14 protein-coding genes and 1 pseudogene are annotated in these 16,097 nt (G+C 71.9%); 8 read left to right on the forward strand and 7 right to left on the reverse strand.

The features are described from left to right. Window positions 1-48: 48 nt before the first annotated feature. Window positions 49-315: a hypothetical protein gene (locus CP981_RS03070; protein ID WP_085923502.1), complete on the reverse strand. Its 267-nt coding sequence runs from the start codon at window positions 313-315 to the stop codon at window positions 49-51. Then, window positions 312-572: a hypothetical protein gene (locus CP981_RS39335; RefSeq protein ID WP_341873668.1), complete on the reverse strand. Its 261-nt coding sequence runs from the start codon at window positions 570-572 to the stop codon at window positions 312-314. Before CP981_RS39335 ends, CP981_RS03070 begins: the two co-directional genes overlap by 4 nt. Before the next feature lie 70 nt (window positions 573-642). On the opposite strand from CP981_RS39335, the pseudogene CP981_RS03080 reads away from it, so the two are divergent. Both CP981_RS03080 and CP981_RS03085 read left to right on the forward strand, forming a co-directional pair. Further along, a pseudogene (locus tag CP981_RS03080) lies at window positions 643-891 on the forward strand (LysR family transcriptional regulator); the annotation flags it as partial. A 65-nt stretch (window positions 892-956) separates the two neighbouring features. Further along, a complete protein-coding gene (locus tag CP981_RS03085; RefSeq protein ID WP_085923503.1) occupies window positions 957-1,793 on the forward strand; it encodes a (2Fe-2S)-binding protein in 837 nt (278 codons plus the stop codon). A gap of 62 nt (window positions 1,794-1,855) precedes the next feature. Here the strand turns inward: CP981_RS03085 and CP981_RS03090 are convergent, their stop codons facing one another. Next, entirely contained in the window at window positions 1,856-2,686 is an 831-nt protein-coding gene (locus CP981_RS03090; protein WP_085923504.1) for a class I SAM-dependent methyltransferase, read from the reverse strand. 71 nt (window positions 2,687-2,757) lie between these two features. On the opposite strand from CP981_RS03090, the gene CP981_RS03095 reads away from it, so the two are divergent. After that, window positions 2,758-3,375, forward strand: a complete 618-nt coding sequence (locus CP981_RS03095; protein WP_085923505.1) for a TetR/AcrR family transcriptional regulator — start codon at window positions 2,758-2,760, stop codon at window positions 3,373-3,375. Between the two features lie 67 nt (window positions 3,376-3,442). On the opposite strand, the gene CP981_RS03100 is transcribed toward CP981_RS03095, so the two are convergent. From CP981_RS03100 to CP981_RS03110, 3 genes are all read right to left on the reverse strand, one after another. Beyond that, window positions 3,443-4,399: a hypothetical protein gene (locus CP981_RS03100; RefSeq protein ID WP_085923506.1), complete on the reverse strand. Its 957-nt coding sequence runs from the start codon at window positions 4,397-4,399 to the stop codon at window positions 3,443-3,445. A gap of 371 nt (window positions 4,400-4,770) precedes the next feature. Beyond that, window positions 4,771-6,741 (reverse strand): APC family permease, encoded by a 1,971-nt coding sequence (locus CP981_RS03105; RefSeq protein ID WP_085923507.1) that lies wholly within the window; start codon window positions 6,739-6,741, stop codon window positions 4,771-4,773. 89 nt (window positions 6,742-6,830) lie between these two features. After that, window positions 6,831-7,667, reverse strand: a complete 837-nt coding sequence (locus CP981_RS03110; RefSeq protein ID WP_085923508.1) for a GNAT family N-acetyltransferase — start codon at window positions 7,665-7,667, stop codon at window positions 6,831-6,833. A 366-nt stretch (window positions 7,668-8,033) separates the two neighbouring features. Here CP981_RS03110 and CP981_RS03115 point away from each other — a divergent pair, with 366 nt between their 5' ends. The 3 genes from CP981_RS03115 to CP981_RS03125 all read left to right on the forward strand — a co-directional run bounded on the left by CP981_RS03115 (window position 8,034) and on the right by CP981_RS03125 (window position 12,648). Continuing rightward, a complete protein-coding gene (locus CP981_RS03115; RefSeq protein WP_085923509.1) occupies window positions 8,034-10,217 on the forward strand; it encodes a SpoIIE family protein phosphatase in 2,184 nt (727 codons plus the stop codon). A 117-nt stretch (window positions 10,218-10,334) separates the two neighbouring features. After that, window positions 10,335-11,516 carry a MalY/PatB family protein gene (locus CP981_RS03120; RefSeq protein WP_085923510.1) on the forward strand — a complete coding sequence of 394 codons (1,182 nt, stop codon included), beginning with the start codon at window positions 10,335-10,337 and terminating at the stop codon, window positions 11,514-11,516. Window positions 11,517-11,784: 268 nt separating this feature from the next. Continuing rightward, window positions 11,785-12,648, forward strand: coding sequence for an IclR family transcriptional regulator (locus CP981_RS03125; RefSeq protein ID WP_085923511.1), 864 nt, complete (start codon window positions 11,785-11,787; stop codon window positions 12,646-12,648). On the opposite strand, the gene CP981_RS03130 is transcribed toward CP981_RS03125, so the two are convergent. Next, window positions 12,645-13,502, reverse strand: a complete 858-nt coding sequence (locus CP981_RS03130) for a fumarylacetoacetate hydrolase family protein (protein ID WP_085923512.1) — start codon at window positions 13,500-13,502, stop codon at window positions 12,645-12,647. The two genes, CP981_RS03125 and CP981_RS03130, sit on opposite strands and share 4 nt — an antisense overlap. 458 nt (window positions 13,503-13,960) lie before the next feature. On the opposite strand from CP981_RS03130, the gene CP981_RS03135 reads away from it, so the two are divergent. Together CP981_RS03135 and CP981_RS03140 are read left to right on the forward strand one after the other, a co-directional pair. Further along, window positions 13,961-15,235, forward strand: a complete 1,275-nt coding sequence (locus tag CP981_RS03135; RefSeq protein WP_085923513.1) for a VWA domain-containing protein — start codon at window positions 13,961-13,963, stop codon at window positions 15,233-15,235. Further along, window positions 15,235-16,062: a hypothetical protein gene (locus CP981_RS03140; protein ID WP_085923514.1), complete on the forward strand. Its 828-nt coding sequence runs from the start codon at window positions 15,235-15,237 to the stop codon at window positions 16,060-16,062. Before CP981_RS03135 ends, CP981_RS03140 begins: the two co-directional genes overlap by 1 nt. Window positions 16,063-16,097 lie beyond the last annotated feature (35 nt).

The following is a 16,097-nucleotide window of genomic DNA, read 5'->3' on the forward strand; positions in this document are numbered from 1 at the left end:
CCCCCTCCCCTGAGCTGCGGCGATCCCCGACGTACACGGTGCCGCGGCTCAGCAGGCGTCACACCGCGCCGGCGCCCCGGCCTGCGGACCGTGCGATGCGGCGGGGCCCGCCGCGGGGGCCCGGGACGTCGCCGGCACGGGGAGCGCGGTGCCGCCGCGCGCCACGGGCGGCGACACCGGACGGCGACCGGCGGCCAGGATGCTGACGGCGTTGGCCACCACGATCGCGAAGACGGCCGGCCACTCGATCCCGCGCAGCGTCTGTCTCAGGACGACCAGGCCGACCAGTGCCGCAAGGACGGGGTTGACGCTCATGAAGATCCCGAAGAACCGCGCGGTAACCCGGCGCAGGGCCAGCAGGCCAGGAGGACGAGCCCGGCCACCCACTGCCGCACGGCCACCACCCCGGCCGGTCCGATCGCCGGAAAGGCCAGCGCTCCCGTCGCGGCGCCGGTCTGATTGGCGAGTCCGCTGCCGCACATCATCGCCGCGCCCGCCAGTCCGCCCGAGCGCGCCGCCCTTCCCCCACGGACGGCTTCCGGATGCGGCAGGCCCTGCGTGCTTCGTCTCATACCCGGCAGCCTCCGTCCACCGGCATCGATACCTAAAATGCCTCCTCGTACGCATCAATACGTTCTGGTTATGGATCTGAGGATGGAACTGCGACATCTGCGCTGCCTGGTGGCGATCGTCGACGCCGGTGGCTTCACCGACGCCGCCATCGATCTCGGGCTCTCGCAGGCCGCGGTGTCCCGGACGCTCGGTTCGCTCGAAGACTTTTTGGGCGTACGGCTGTTGCACCGCACCAGCAGGAGCGCCAGCCCCACCACCGCGGGCGTCCACGTGCTGGCCCGCGCCCGGAAGGTGCTGGCCGAGGCCGACAACCTCATCCGCACCCTCCCCCTCGCTCCTGAGGTGCCGCTGCCTGCCCCTTCTCGACGAATCGGACCGCGCCCATGACGGAACCCGCCGCCGCACCGACGCCACACCTGGCGGCACTCGGCCCCTTCTGCGCCTTCGAGACCCACCCCGATGGCTCCGCACTCACTGCTCCCTGGCGTCAGTTGAGCGAGCTGACGGAGGAGGGGAACGGCGTCCTGCGGGAGCGGGTCGCCTCCGTGCGGGCCTCCCTCGCCGCCAACTACGGCAGACCGCCCGAAGCCGTCGAGTACCGGGGGGCCGCCTCTGTTGCCCATCTCGGCCTGATGGCACGCGTCATCGCACCGGCCCTCGGCCTGGCCACTCTGCACGGCCTGCCGTCGCGGGCGCTCACCCTGGGCGACCTGCGGTGGGCGTCATCCCTCGGCGGCGCGTTCCGACTCTCGCTGCCCCGGGAGGCGGTGACCCCGGCCGCGGCCGAGGGCGTGCAGCATGGGTACGGCCCTGGCAGCGACACCCGCCCGGTCAGCACCCTCGCCGAAGACCTGCTGGCCGGACCGGTCCACGACCTGGTGGCCGCCTTCGCCCCCTTCTCGGTCTCCCGGCACATCCTGTGGGGCAATGTGGCCTCAGCCGTGAACGGCGCCGCCACCGGCATCACCGCGGCGGCCCCCGCCCTGGCACACCCCGCCCACGCAGCAGCCCTGGCCTTCCTACAGCACCCGCAACTACGGGACACCCACACCCTGAACCCCCACAACGCCCGCTTCACCCGCCGAAGTTGCTGCCTCATCTACCGCGCCGCACCGGGCAGCACGGGCGCCCTGTGCGGCGATTGCGTGCTGTTGCACGGTCGAGGCGGTGGCGGACGGGTCGGCGACGGGCGGGGCGGGCGCGGACGGGGAGGGCGATGAGCGGGTGTCGGCGTCCGTGGCCCGGTGACCCCGGGGGTGACAGGTCACCGTCCAACTCCCCCTCAGGGGTTGTCAGTTCGCCTCGCCGTGACCGCCACCGTCGCGTAACGCATCGTGAAACTGCCGCCCATCGCGTCGATGGCGGCGCCGACGGCCTCCAGCACCTCTGCCAGCTGGTGCGACGGGAGTTGGGTGAAGGCGCCATGGGTGGGCAGCTGGTCCAGCCAGGCGTCCCGGGTGTAGGTCCACTCCCAGTCGAATCGCCACTCCTCCGGTTCGCTGAAGCCACCCGCCTCCCTGATCCCGTCGGCGACCCGGGTGCACACCACCTGATACCCGTCCCGGGTCTGCTGCGTCACCGCCTGGAGGTTGAACGGCGAGTCCGGCAGCACCCGGCGGCAGACCGCGGCGGAGGCGTCCGCCACCTCGGGCGGGAGCTGGAACACGTTCCAGAACGCCGCCAATCGGCCACCGGGCCGCAGCACCCGGCCCGCCTTGGCCGCTCCCGCCACCGCGTCCAACCAGTGCCAGGTCTGCCCGGCGATGACCGCGTCGAACGCCCGCCCGGCCGGGTCCCAGGCCTCGAATGCCGCCACCTCCACCTCGACCCCGCTGCGCCGCGCCAGGTCAGCCATTCGCGCGTCGATGTCGACCCCGAGCACCCGGCAGCCGGCCGCCTGGAATTGGCGGGCGGCGATACCGGTGCCGCAGCCGACGTCGAGGACCTCGGGGCCGGGGCCGGCGGCGACGATCCGGCGCACCATGGCGTCGGGATAGCGGGGCCGGGCCCGGTCATAGCGTGCGGCGTCCGCGCCGAACGACGCCGCTGCCTGGCAGGGCAGCTGAGGCTCACGCGCGGAGCGAGGGGCAGGCTCCGGAGGTAAAGTGGGCATGCGCCCACTATGGTGGGCACCTGCCCACTCGTCAACGGGTCGGGTCCGGCGAGGGAAGAGGAAGGCGCGGTATGCCGACAGGGGTGGCCATGCGCGACGCGCGCGGGCAGCTGTTCGACGCCGCGGAGCGCATTCTGCTCCGGGCCGGGCCGAACGCCCTGACCAGCCGCGCGGTCACCACGGAAGCAGGCTGCGCCAAGGGGGTCCTGCACCGGCACTTCGCCGACTTCGACGCCTTCCTCGCCGAGCTCGTACTGGACCGCATCGGCCGGATCGACCAACAGAGCACCGCCCTGCGCGAGTCCGCCGGGACCGGCACCGTCGCCGACAACCTCACCGGCGCCCTGCGGGACGTGTTCGGATCGCTCGCCGTGGCCATCGTCGGCCTGATCACCTCCCGGGACGTCCTGCGCACCCGGCTGCGCCAGGTCAGGCCGGCCGGTGTCCCCGTACTGACGGAAGCCACGGCCATGCTGGCCTCCTACCTCTCCGCGGAGCGCGACCTGGGCCGCATCGCGGCGGATGCCGATGTCGACACGCTCGCGCTCACGCTGATCGGGTCCGGGCATCTGCTGTTCGCCGGCCGGGAAGGCAGCCCGCCGGAGGCGGAGGCCGTCCACAAGGTCGTGACGACGGTCATCGCGGGCACCGCACCGGGGGCACCAGGCGCGGCTCCCCTGGGCGAGTAATTCCGCACGAGCCCAAGTCATCGGCCTTTCCGTGGACTTAGTGGAATCGGTGGGTTCAGTGGACTTACTAGACCTGGCGTCCGACCCAGGTGAGGGGAACGTCGTCCGTCGGCGCCTGGATGAGCACGCGTGCGGGAATCGCGACGGTCTTTTCCGCCTTTCCATCGGTGTTGTCGATCTTCTGGACGATGTATCCGGTGTACCACCCGGCGTTCGCGTGCGCTTGGAACGTCGCACCGGGCATTCCCTCCGGAACGGCGAAGTCCCGGCGCAGCTGGGACATGTTCGTCCACTTCTTCGTGGTTTCGGTCGACTGGTTGTACTCGCCGCCGCCCTCCAGGGCGATCCCTTTGTTGTCCGGCGAGGCGTTGATGGTGAGCTTGCCGCCCACCTTCCAGCCCTTGACCTCCTTTTCTTCCGTGCCGATGCCGGCCTCGGTCACGTAGGTGAGATGCGTCCCGCCGGGGGCCCTGTCCGTGGTCAGCAGCACCGGGTATTTCTTGTCGATCTTTCCCACAAAGCCACACGTCAGCTTGCGGGTTTGCTTCTCGAGCACATCGCTGGGCTGTCCGCATATGGACTTCGCATCCCAGTTGCCCAGCCAGCCGGGATCCTTGTCCTCCTTGCTGCTTGTGCGTTCCTCCGTGCCGTAATTCTCGAAACCCGGGGTGGAGCCGAAGCCCTCCAGCATCTTCTGGGCATCCTGAACCGCCTGGTCAGGTGAGTAGCCCGTCTTCTTCACGGCTTCGAGCGTGATCTCCTTGGTGTCCTGACCGGTGACCGGGTAGCCCTGGATGGCGGCCACGTCCTTGAGGGGCGCGAACGAGTTGATGTAGTCGATGACCTCCTCGTCGCTCTTGTAGAAGGGGGTCTTGTTCTCGTCGGCGGCCCAGGCCGTGGCGGGAGAGCCGGCGAGCGGGGCCGCGAGGAGCGCGGTCGCGACGACGAGGGCCGCGCGCCGGGCCCTCGCTGTCGGTGGCGTGCGGCGGGATGTGCGGGCGGAGGGTGTTCTGTCGTGTGACATCTCTTCTTCCTTCCTTGCGCGCGGGCGGCCGATACGTCAGCCTGTTCCCGAACTCGCCGAAGATTGCGGTAAGGAGATTTCCTCGCTTCGGCATATAAGGAGAGCGCCGCCGCTCGGCAGGGGTTCCCCGGACTTCCCGGTAACTTCCGTGGGATTCCGCGAGATTCCGTGAGATTCCGTGAGTTGGGGCGCCGGTCGCCATGGGGGAAATTCTCCGCACACCGCAACTGTGCAGAGAGATCGGCGTGAGGCGAGCACGTGGAGTGTGCCGCGCAATGCCGTATCTATCCGATGGCCTACGCCTCAGGTATCGCTTTCCCGGCGATATGCGGGGCGCCGGCGGCAGCGCAGCAGGCGGAATTCCGGTCCGCTCAGCCCACGTGGACGCGGGGTCGGCGGTCGCGGTCCGGTTCGGCCTCGCGGAGGACTTCGCGGGTGACCGGGGCGACCTCGCCCTGGCCGAAGAGGAAGAACCGGAGGAACTGGGCGAAGGGATTGCCTTCGGTCCACTCGAAGTAGATGTGCGGCCGCTGTCCGGTCATGTCGCGGGCGTGCAGCAGCAGGGCGGCCAGCGCGTTGGAGATGGTGGAGCTCTCCAGGCAGAGCACGCGGTAGCGGCCGTGCAGGACCTCGCCGCGTACCCGTAGTTCGCTCTCGAACTCCGAGGGGTCTCCGACGGTGACCTCGACGAAGATGAAGTCGTCGTCGACCGGGAGGTCGTTGTCGGTGCGGATCTGTTCGAGCTTGTCGCGGTACTCGGCCAGATCCCGCTGGTCGGGCTCGTTCGCGATGAAGCGGATCTTGCGATGGGCGATATCGCGGATGAACCGCTCGGCCATGGTGTCGAGTACGACGCTGGTCACGCGCAGCTCGAAGGCGCGGGCGAGGCGGGAGAGGAACGACACCAGGATGATGCCGGCGATGAAGCAGGCACCGATCTTGACGCCGTCGGGGCGCTCGATGACGTTCGCGATGGTGGTGTAGAGGAAGACGAGGGAGATCACCGCGAAGCCGATCGTCCAGCCGCGCTCCCGGGCCCGCCGGGCGGCGATGGTCACGGCGATCGCGGCGGAGCTGATCAGGACCAGGACGCCGGTGGCATAGGCGCCGCCCTGGGCGTCCACGTCGGCGTTGAAGATCCAGGTGACCAGGAAGGCGATCAGGGTGAAGACCAGCACCATCGGGCGCACTGCGCGGGCCCAGTGGGGCGCCATGCCGTAGCGCGGCAGGTACTGCGGCATCAGGTTCAGCAGTCCGGCCATGGCCGAGGCGCCGGCGAACCAGAGGATGGCGATGGTCGAGATGTCGTAGACCGTGCCGAAGGCCGAGCCCAGGTACGCGTGGGCCAGATAGGCGAGGGCGCGGCCGTTGGCCGAGCCGCCGGGCTGGAACGCCTGCTCCGGGATGAGCACGGTGGTGATGAAGCTGGTGACGATGAGGAAGACGCTCATGATCACGGCAGAGGTGGTGAGCAGCTTCTTCGCGCCGCGGATCCGTCCGGTGGGGCGCTCCTCGGTGTCGCCGGGGTCGCCTTCGATGTGCGGCATCACCGCCACGCCGGTTTCGAAGCCGGACAGGCCCAGCGCCAGCTTGGGGAAGACCAGCAGGGCCACGCCGACCATCGCCAGCGGGCTGCCGTGCTCGGCGGTCAGGGCATGGGACCAGTCGGTGACGAGCTGCGCCGCGGTCGCCAGGTGCCACAGCCCGGCGACGACCACGACCACGTTCAGCGTGAGGTAGAGGCCCACGAGGACGACCGCCACCCCGATCGCCTCCAGGAAGCCCTTGAGGAACACCGCGCCGAGCAGCGCGATCAGGAGGAGGGTGATGGTCATCTGGCCGTTGCGCAGGGCGCTGGTGAGGTGTGGGTTCTCCACCAGGTGGGTCGCCGCGTCGGCCGCCGAGAGGGTGATGGTGATGAGGAAGTCGGTGGCGGCGAAGCCCAGCAGGGTCAGGACGAACAGCTTGCCCTTCCAGAAGGACAGCAGCCGCTCCAGCATGGCGATCGAGCCCTGGCCGTGCGGGCTCTCCTTCGCCACCCGCCGGTAGACGGGCAGCGCGCCGGCGAGGGTCACGAGGACCAGGACGATGGTGGCGATCGGTGACAGCAGGCCCGCGGCCAGGGCGGCGATGCCCGGCTGGTAGCCGAGGGTGGAGAAGTAGTCCACACCGGTCAGGCACATCACCCGCCACCACCGCTGCCCCGGGTGGGAGCTCACCGGCCCGGCGTGCGCCCCTTTCTGATGCTTGGCCATATCGGACAGGCCTTCCAGCATCCAGGCGTGCAGGCGCTGCCGCGCCGTGGCCCCGGAGGAAGCACCGGCAGGGGCGGAGGCGGCCATCGTGTGCTCCTGTCGTACCGCGAAAGCATCCCGCCATCGACGAGACGGCCAGGTCAGCGTACGGAGTCCGGGCCCCGCGACCGTGGTGTTCAGCGTTGTGGCGCCGGCGTGTCTCCGCGGGCCGCAGCGGCGGCCGGGCGGCCGGGACGGCCGGACGTGCCACCGCCATCGCGCCGCGCCGGTTTTCCGGTGAGGTAGTGCACATACTCCTGCGTCAGACGGAAGCCGGCGGTCCAGGCGAGGAGCCGGCTGGGGCGGTTGTCGCGGGAACAGGTCCAGCTGGGGGTGTGGCCGCGGCCCGCGATGTCCTGGCACAGGGCGGTCACACAGGCCAGGGCGAGGCGCCGGCGACGGTGTGCGGGCGCGGTGTAGCAGGCGATGTCCTCGTACGTGGTGCCGTGGAAGTACGTGCAGGCGACGGCGAGGACCTCGTCCGCCCCGAAGGCCGCCCAGCCGAGTCCGGAGGCGGCGAGACCGGCCGGGCCGCCCCAGCTGGCATGGAGCCAGGCCGTGTCCGGAGCGAGGGCGGCCAGCGCCGGGGCGTCCGCCGGCACCAGTCGGCGCACCGTCACCCCGCGCGGCGGGCACGGCGCCGCCACCGGCACCTGGTGCACGTACAGCATCCGCTCCCACGGCACGATCCGGTCGAAGGCGCTGCCCAGGGCCGGCAGGAAGCGGCTGGGGGCCTGCACGTAGTGCGCGTCGAAGACGGCGAGGGCGTCCGGTGCCAGGGCGCTCGGGTCGCCGCGGAGCAGTACATGTCCGGCGCAGGCGACGGCCAGCGTGCGTGGCGCATGGGCTCGGTCGGCCCACCAGCGGCCGGTTCCGGCGGCCGGTACGTGTTCGGCCAGCGCCGCCGTCCCCGGCGACCCGGCGGCGAACCAGCGGGCGAGCGGCGGGAGTTGGTCCGGGGCGAGTTCGATCACTGCGGTCCCTTGAGGTGATCGCGAGACGGCCCGGCCCGTGCGGAACCGGGGCCACCCGCTCGGCGCCTGAGGCACATCGACCGCCCGGACGATACGGGAGGAATATCTGAAGTCGGGCGTGATCCGCTTCGGCGCTCGTCGTGTCGCCGGGGCGCCGAGTCCCCGCCGGGCCGTGTCGCCGCGTCGCCGCCTCGCTGTCCTCTTGCCCCCTCCCCTCTCGCCGACGCGCTGCGCAGCGTGTGACCAGGCACATCCGCTCCGCGACCGTTCCCGGCGCGGCCTGGAATCCGTCGAGTGGTGTGCCAGAGTGGAGGAGGACGTATCGGTACGGACCGGGTACCGGTGCGTGCAGGGAGAGTGCCTGTCATGTCCCTTCAGTCGGATCGCCTCGACGCGGTCGCCGCACATCCCGGGTCCCCGCCTCGCCGGAGCGAGGAGTACGAGGATCTCTTCGATCAGGCTCCGGTGATCTTTGCTGCGCTGAGCGGCCCGGCCCATCTGCTGGAGGCGGCGAATCCGGCGTTCTTCGAGGCCATCGGAGGCGACCGCGGACGTGGCGAGGTGCCGATCGGCGAGCTGATTCCCGAGCTGGCTCCGCAGGGCGTCCTGGACCGGCTCGACGCGGTGTACCGCACCGGCACCGCGTACCGGGCCCGCGCGGCGCGGCTGGTGCTCGGGCCGCCAGGGGCGGAGCGGGAGGGGTTCTTCGACTTCACCTACGAGCCGCGCCGGGACGCGCTCGGCCGGATCGACGGGGTGGTCGTGATCGCGGTGGAGACCACCGCCTTCCACCACGCGCAGCTCCTCGCGGCGGAACAGCGCCTCCTGCTGGAGCAGATCGCGAGCGACGCCCCACTGGGCGAGATCCTCACCGGCATGGCGCGGGCGATCGAGGAGCTGTCCCCGGAACTGATCGTCTCGGTGCTGCTCACCGATCCCGACGGCACCCATCTGCTGCACGGCACCGGCCCGAGCCTGCCCGCCTTCTACAACGACGCCATCGACGGCATCGCCATCGGTCCGGATGTCGGCTCCTGCGGGACGGCCGCCTATCTCCGCGAGCCGGTGATCGTCACCGATATCGCCACCGACAGCCGGTGGAAGGACTACCGCGACCTGGCCGCGCGGGCCGATGTCGCGGCGTGCTGGTCCACCCCGATCATGGGGACGGACGACCGGCTGCTGGGCACCTTCGCGATGTACCACCGCGCCCCCAAGGCCCCCGCGGACAAGGACGTGGCCCTCAGCGGTGCGTTCGCCCGTATTGCCGCGCTGGCCATCGAGCGCCACCAGGCCCTTGAGGCGGAGCGCGCCGCCCAGGAGCGGGAGAAGGCGGTCCGGGACGACCTGGCCTTCGTGTTGGAGGCCAGTACGGCCATCACCCGTGAACCGCACTACGGCGACTGTCTGCAATGCCTGGCCCGGCTGACCGTGCCGGCCCTGGCGCCGCTGTGCACGGTCCATGTGCTGGAGGACGGCCGGACCCGGCGGATCGCCGTGGCCGCCGCCACCCCGGCCGACGAGGAGCTGCTCGCCGCGCCCGGCATGCAGGAGGAGGTCGACCGGGCGGTGCGCCGGGTCCTGGCGTCCGGCATGACGGAGACGGACCACGCCGATGTCGCACGCGGCGGCCGCCCCGCGCTGCCCGGCGTCACCGATTACGCCTCCGTGCCGCTGGGCGCCCGCGGCCGTACCTTCGGCGTCCTGACCCTCCTGGCCACCGGCCCGCCCCTGGACGGCCATGCCATCGCCCTCGCCGAGGAGCTGGCCCGCCGGGCCGCGTCCAGCGCGGACAACGCCCACCAGTTCACCGACCGCGTCCGGCTGGCCCGCGACCTCCAGGCCGGTCTGCTGCCTCCCGAGCTGCCCAGGATTCCCGGCGCCGATCTGGCGGCGTCCTACCACCCCGCCGGTGAAGGGCTCGACGTCGGCGGCGACTTCTACGATGTCTTCCCGCTCCCCAACCACCGCTGGGCGCTGATGATCGGCGATGTGTGCGGGCGCGGCGCCCTGGCCGCCACCACCACCGGCATGGTCCGCCACACCGCCCGCGCCGCGGCGCGGCTGCTGCACGACCCGGTGGCCGTGGTCGCCGCCATCAACGACGCACTGACCGAAGGCCTCGTCGGCGAGGACTTCTTCGTCTCGCTCGTCTACGGCGAGCTGCGGCACACCGCCTCGCACCTCACGCTGGACCTGATCCGCGCCGGCCATGTCCCCCCGCTCGTCCGGCGCGCCGACGGCGCGGTCGAACAGGTCACCCCGTCGGGCCTGCTGCTGGGTGTGGCCCCCGCCTTCGACGGCCGCGTGTGCCGGGTCGACCTCTTCCCGGGCGACAGCCTGGTCCTGGTCACCGACGGCATCACCGAGGCCCGCTCCGCCGCCGGCGAGTTCTTCGACGAGCACCGCCTGGCCGCGGCCCTCCACGCGCGGCGCACCGCGTCCGCCGGCGCCGCCGCTCTCGTCGAGTCCGTCAATGCCGCGGTGACCGCCTTCGCGGGCCCGTCCACCCCCGACGACCAGGCCACTCTGGTCCTCACCGCCACCTGACCGCTCCGGCACACCCGGCACCGAACGATGAGCACGCAACGCCGTCCGGCGCACACGGGATCGCCCAATGCGCCCGCGCCCCTGCCCTTCTCCGGTGAACCTGCCTATTTTGGCCTCATGGACAGCGCGCCGCGTGAGACCCCCGACGACGACCGCAACCCGCTGCACCTGCTCTCCCTCGACGCACTGCGCCGGCGTACGAGCATGAAGTGGCGGACCTACCCGGAGGATGTGCTGCCGCTGTGGGTGGCGGAGATGGACGTGCCGCTGGCCGCGCCGGTCGCCCGGGCGATCACGGACGCGGTCGCGCTTGGCGACACCGGTTATCCGACGGGGACCGCGTACGCCGGGGCGCTCGCCGACTTCGCCCGCACCCGGTGGGGCTGGGACGGGCTCGCCGTGGAGCGCGCGGCGATCGTGCCGGACGTGATGCTGGGCATCGTCGAGATGCTTAAGCTGATCACCGGGCCGGGCGCCCCGGTGGTCGTCAACTGCCCTGTCTACCCGCCCTTCTACCAGTTCGTGACGCATATGGACCGGCGCGTGGTGGAGGCACCGCTGGGCGGTGATCTGCGGATCGACTTCGCCGCGCTGGAGGAGGCGTTCCGGCATGCCACCACGGGCGGCGGCCGGGCCGCGTACCTGCTGTGCAGCCCGCACAATCCCACCGGCACCGTGCACAGCGCCGAGGAGCTGACCGCCGTCGCGGCGCTGGCGGACCGGTACGGCATCCGGGTCGTCGCCGACGAGATCCATGCGCCCGTGGTGGCACACGACACCGCCTTCGTGCCCTATCTGAGCGTGCCCGGGGCGGAGAACGGGCTTGCGCTGATGTCGGCCTCCAAGGCGTGGAATCTGGCCGGTCTCAAGGCCGCGGTCGCCGTGGCCGGGCCCGCCGCGGCCGACGATCTGGCCCGCCTCCCGGAGGAGGTCAGCCACGGCCCCAGCCACCTCGGCATCATCGCCCACACCGCCGCCCTGCGGGACGGCCGCGACTGGCTCGACGCGGTGCGCGCCGGGATCGACGACAACCGCCGGCTGCTCGCGGAGCTGCTGGCCGACCGGCTCCCCCAGGTCCGCTACCGCCCCGCCGCCGGGACCTATCTCGCCTGGCTCGACTGCCGCCCGCTGAATCTTGGTGACGACCCCGCGGCGGCCTTTCTCGCCCGCGGCCGGGTGGCCCTCAGTCCCGGTACGAGCTTCGGCACCGGCGGCGCCGGCCACGTCCGGCTCAACCTGGCGACCTCACCCGGTCTGCTCACCGAGGCGGTACGGCGGATGGCCGCGGCGGTGGACTGACGAGGAGCGGGGGCCGCCCGGTCCGCTCTGCCCCGCGTCTGGTGGCCGGCGAGCGCCCTGATCCGGCGGCCCCGTCCCTCGCGCCCCCGCTGTCACACCTTGCGGGAATCCCATTCATTAGGACATGATCTCGTTCATTGCGGGGATCCGGGGCGCGGCGACGGCTGTGCGGCACGGGCAACTCCCCCTGACAGCGCCGGAATCGGGTCGGTAGGGTCACTCGACCAGTCGGATCCGAAGCGCGTTACCGGAAGGGCCGAGGACGACGATGAGCGAGTCAGTGGCGCCGGGCACCGGCCGGAACTCCGGGGGCGGGAGTCCGGGCGAGCGGGCCGCGGGCGCACTGGACCGGGGGCTGGCGATCCTGACCCATGTGGCCGGGAACCGCGGTGTCTCGACTCCGGAGATCGCCCAGGCGCTGGGGCTGACCCGGAGCACGGCCTACCGTCTCGTCGACCGCCTGGAGGAGCAGGGCTGGCTGACCCACACCCCGGCCGCGGGGCAATGGCAGTTGGGGCCGACGGCGGTCCGGCTGGCGTCCGCGGCGGTGACCTCGACCAATCTGCGCGACACCGCGGCGCCCGCGCTGCGCAAGCTCGCCGAGCTCACCCAGGAAACCGTCAGCCTCGGCGTGCCCAACGGCCTGACCATGGTGTTCGTCCACCGCGAGCGCGGCACCCGGCCGGCCGTGGTGACCGCGGAGCCGGGCGCCTCCCGCCCCCTGCACTCCAGCTCGCTGGGCCGCGCCTATCTGGCCGCGCTGCCGCCGCAGAAGCTGGAGGACACCCTGATCGAGCTGGTCCGCGACCCGACGTCCCCGGTGTCCGCGGCCACCGTCTCGGAGGTGCATGCCGAGGTCGAGCGCACCCGGGAGCGTGGCTGGGCCCAGGATCTGCGGGACTTCGACGAGTCGAGCTGCTGCTGCGGCGCCGCCGTCTACGACCACACCGGGATGCCGGTCGCCTGCATCAGCGTGGCCGGTGTGGCCGAACGGATGGCGCCGCTGGTGCCGACCTACGGACCGGTGGTGGCGCAGGTGTGCCGGGAACTCTCGTCGGCGCTGGGTTACGTGCCGCCCGGGGCCCAGGGCGCGTCCGCAGCGTCCCGCCCTGAGGTGAACGACCCCCTCTAAGGCACGGCGACGCACTCCCCGGCACCCTCGGGCACGGTGCTGCGCACCGGGTTGGTCAGCCGCCCGATTCCCTCCACCTCCGACTCCAGCAGATCGCCCGGCCGCAGGGCACGCGGCGGCCGCATGTAGTCGCCGCTGCCCGCCGGGGTCCCGGTCAGCACGACATCACCGGGCCGCAGGGTGAAGAACCGGCTGAGATAGGCGATCAGCGCCGGGACGCCGAAGACCATGTCGGCCGTCGAACCGTCCTGCACCGTCTCGCCGTTGACCCGGGTGCGGATCCGCAGCCGCTGCGGGTCCGGTATCTCATCGGCCGTGACCAGCACCGGCCCGAAGGGGCAGAAGGTGTCCAGACCCTTGCCCCGCAGCCACTGTCCGTCGCGCTCCTGCAGATCGCGGGCGGAGATGTCGTTGGCGACGGTGTAGCCGAAGACGTACCGCAGCGCGTCCGCCTCGGAGACCTGCCGGGCCTCGGTGCCGATGATGACCGCCAACTCCGTTTCCCAGTCGACACGTTGGGTGAGATCCGGATCGATGACGACCGCCTCGCCACTGCCGATGACGCTGGAGGAGAGCTTGGGGAAGAGGCAGGGCTCGGCGGGGCGTTCCCTGCCCCGCTCCTGGAGGGCGTCCCGGTAGTTCAGCCCGACTCCGTACAGCGCTCCCGGCCGGTACGGCAGGGCCGGCACGAGGTCGGTCCCGGTGGGCAGTTGGCCCCACGACCACGGCAGAGTGCCGCCGGCGATGACCTCCGCCAGGGAGATATAGGGCGGTGCCAGCCGCCAGGGGTCCTGCGGGGCCAGCCGGCCGGCGAGCCGGTCGCGCCCCTGATGGATGAGGGTGGCCAGATACATGGGGCTCTCCAGGGCGGTACGGCGCCCCGTCGCGGGTGGTGCGGCGGGGCACTCGGCAGATGTGGCGGAAGCGTTCGGAGTGGGGCAGCACCCCGTACACGCCTATGAGGCCGGGCACCGTGCGTTCGGAAAAGCGGGATCCGCATCTCGGCCCCGTCCCTGGGCGGTCCGTGACATGATTTACTCCTCAACAACAAGGCGTATCCCATTAATTGGGACTCGACACCATCCAGTGAGACGCAGTGAGCTGACCGTACGGGAGACCACCCGTCGGCCGCAACGACCGGATCCCCTGGAAATGCGGGGAAGGCACGGCGGCCGGACGACGCCACGGCGGAGGGCGGGCCAAGGTCCGGGACCGTTCGGCATCGCCGGTGGCCGGGGCCGTCACCGGCCGTTCCGCGCAGCACCCTTGAGGCCGTTTTGGCGTGCGGGGCGTTTCTCCATACGATCCGGCAATGATCACAAGAAAACGGCTGGCGGCCGGGGTGTGCGGCCTGCTCGCCGCGATAGCCGTCGGGCTGCTCCCCACACCTGCCGTCGCCGGTGAACCGGCGGCGAAGTCTTCCCCCAAGGTCGAGTTGACGCTCGATGTCAGCGGCTCGATGCGGGCCCGGGACATCGACGGGCAGAGCCGGATGGCCGCCGCGAAGCAGGCGTTCAACGAGGTGCTGGACGCCGTGCCGGACGATGTCCAGCTCGGCATCCGCACCCTCGGCGCCAACTACCGTGGCGAGGACCGGAAGGTCGGCTGCAAGGACACCCGGCAGCTCTACCCGGTCGGACCGCTCGACCGGACCGAGGCGAAGACCGCGGTGGCCACCCTCGCGCCCACCGGCTGGACGCCCATCGGGCCCGCCCTGCTGGGCGCGGCCGACGACCTCAAGGGCGGCGACGCGACCCGCCGGATCGTCCTCATCACGGACGGCGAGGACACCTGCGCCCCGCTCGACCCCTGCCAGGTGGCTCGGGACATCGCGGCCAAGGGCATCCACCTCACCGTCGACACCCTCGGCCTGCTGCCGGACGCCAAGACCCGCAACCAGCTGAGCTGTATCGCGGAGGCGACCGGCGGTACCTACACCTCGGTCCAGCACACCAAGGAACTCCGGGACCGCGTACACCAGTTGGTGGACCGCGCCGCCCGTCCCGTCGCCACACCGAAGCCGACCGAGGGTGCCCAGCAGTGCGCCGACGCCCCGGAGCTCAAGGCCGGTCTCTACAGCGACCGGGAGAAGTTCGCCGAGCACCGCTGGTACCGGGTGGCGGTCCGGCCCGGCCAGGAACTGCGGGCCTCGGTGAGCGTGGGCGCCGACCGCGCGGTCAACAACGACTACGGGGTCCTGCTGCGCGCCTCGACCGTGCACGGCCGGGAGATCGTCCGCGGTGCGGAGGCCGGCGACGGCCGTACCGATGTGATCTCTTCCGGGCTGCGCTATCCCAAGCCGCCGCTCGCGTCCTCGGACGATGCGGACAAGCCGGCGACGGAGACCGTCTGCCTCCAGGTCAGCAACTCCTTCTCGGCGCCCGCCTCGGTCAAGACCGACCCGGGCCTGCCGGTCGAGCTGACCGTCGACCTGGTGGACGGCCCCGACGAGGCCTCCGACGCGGCCTTCTTCGGCCTCGGCCACGGCTGGTGGTACCTGATCGCCCTGGTGCTCACGGGCCTGGCGGCCGGTCTGCTGTGGGGCTGGATCTCCCGTTGGCGTGTCACCGTCTGGAGGACCAACTGATGCGCACCCTACGCACCCTGATGACGGCCGTGGTGGCGAGCGCGGGGCTCCTCGGCCTGGCGGGCACCGCCGTCGCCGACAGCCCCTCCCCCAGCACGAGTGCGAGCGCCGATGCGGAGGCAGCCGCTCCCACCGAGGCCGGCACCTCCTTCCGTACCGCGACCGCCATCAAGCCGGACCAGCGGGCCACGGCCAGCGCCTCCACCGGCGACTACCTCTACTGGGCGCTGCCCGTGGACGCGGGACAGCGCGCCACCGTGAAGGCCAAGGTGACGCTCCCGCAGGCCGCCCGGCACGGCGCCGCCACCTGGCAGCTCGATGTCTACGACGGGCTGCGCCGCCGCCAGTCATGTATGTACGGCGCGCAGACCAGGAAGGCGGCACCGGACGCCGGTTCCGTCGAACTGTCCTGCACCCTGCGCACGGTCCGCGCCTGGGCGGAACCGTGGGCGAACGACCCGCTGCCGGGCAGCTACTACATCCGGCTGACGGTCGTCGATCTGCCGAAGGACGACCTCGGCCTTCCGGTACGCGCCGAGATCGACGCCACCACGGCCGACATGGGCGGTGCCCACGCGGTGGACGGCAGCCTCGCCGCGCCCCTGGTGCCCGGCGCCACCACCGCGACACCACAGGCCGAGGAGAGCAGCGCACCCGAGGCCGCCGCGGCCCTCGGTGAACCGGACGGCGGCTGGTCCTCGGGCTGGTGGTCCGACCGCTGGATCTGGACCGCGGTGGGCGGGGTGCTCGCGGCCCTCGCCGGGATCGCCGGCTACCGCTTCACCCGGGGCTCCGGCCGCCCGTCCCACCTGCCGCCGGGCGCCTGACCGACCGGGGCGGCCGGGGCACCGTGCCGTGGCCG

Source organism: Streptomyces platensis, assembly GCF_008704855.1.
Lineage (GTDB): Bacteria > Actinomycetota > Actinomycetes > Streptomycetales > Streptomycetaceae > Streptomyces > Streptomyces platensis.

Excerpts from the sequence above, each read along its gene's own strand:
- CP981_RS03085 (WP_085923503.1), top strand. The coding sequence starts at position 957 with ATGACGGAACCCGCCGCCGCACCGACGCCACACCTGGCGGCACTCGGC.
- CP981_RS03095 (WP_085923505.1), top strand. The coding sequence starts at position 2,758 with ATGCCGACAGGGGTGGCCATGCGCGACGCGCGCGGGCAGCTGTTCGAC.
- CP981_RS03105 (WP_085923507.1), bottom strand. The coding sequence starts at position 6,741 with ATGGCCGCCTCCGCCCCTGCCGGTGCTTCCTCCGGGGCCACGGCGCGG.
- CP981_RS03070 (WP_085923502.1), bottom strand. The coding sequence starts at position 315 with ATGAGCGTCAACCCCGTCCTTGCGGCACTGGTCGGCCTGGTCGTCCTG.
- CP981_RS03130 (WP_085923512.1), bottom strand. The coding sequence starts at position 13,502 with ATGTATCTGGCCACCCTCATCCATCAGGGGCGCGACCGGCTCGCCGGC.
- CP981_RS03135 (WP_085923513.1), top strand. The coding sequence starts at position 13,961 with ATGATCACAAGAAAACGGCTGGCGGCCGGGGTGTGCGGCCTGCTCGCC.
- CP981_RS03120 (WP_085923510.1), top strand. The coding sequence starts at position 10,335 with ATGGACAGCGCGCCGCGTGAGACCCCCGACGACGACCGCAACCCGCTG.
- CP981_RS03100 (WP_085923506.1), bottom strand. The coding sequence starts at position 4,399 with ATGTCACACGACAGAACACCCTCCGCCCGCACATCCCGCCGCACGCCA.
- CP981_RS03090 (WP_085923504.1), bottom strand. The coding sequence starts at position 2,686 with ATGCCCACTTTACCTCCGGAGCCTGCCCCTCGCTCCGCGCGTGAGCCT.
- CP981_RS03140 (WP_085923514.1), top strand. The coding sequence starts at position 15,235 with ATGCGCACCCTACGCACCCTGATGACGGCCGTGGTGGCGAGCGCGGGG.
- CP981_RS03125 (WP_085923511.1), top strand. The coding sequence starts at position 11,785 with ATGAGCGAGTCAGTGGCGCCGGGCACCGGCCGGAACTCCGGGGGCGGG.
- CP981_RS03115 (WP_085923509.1), top strand. The coding sequence starts at position 8,034 with ATGTCCCTTCAGTCGGATCGCCTCGACGCGGTCGCCGCACATCCCGGG.
- CP981_RS39335 (WP_341873668.1), bottom strand. The coding sequence starts at position 572 with ATGAGACGAAGCACGCAGGGCCTGCCGCATCCGGAAGCCGTCCGTGGG.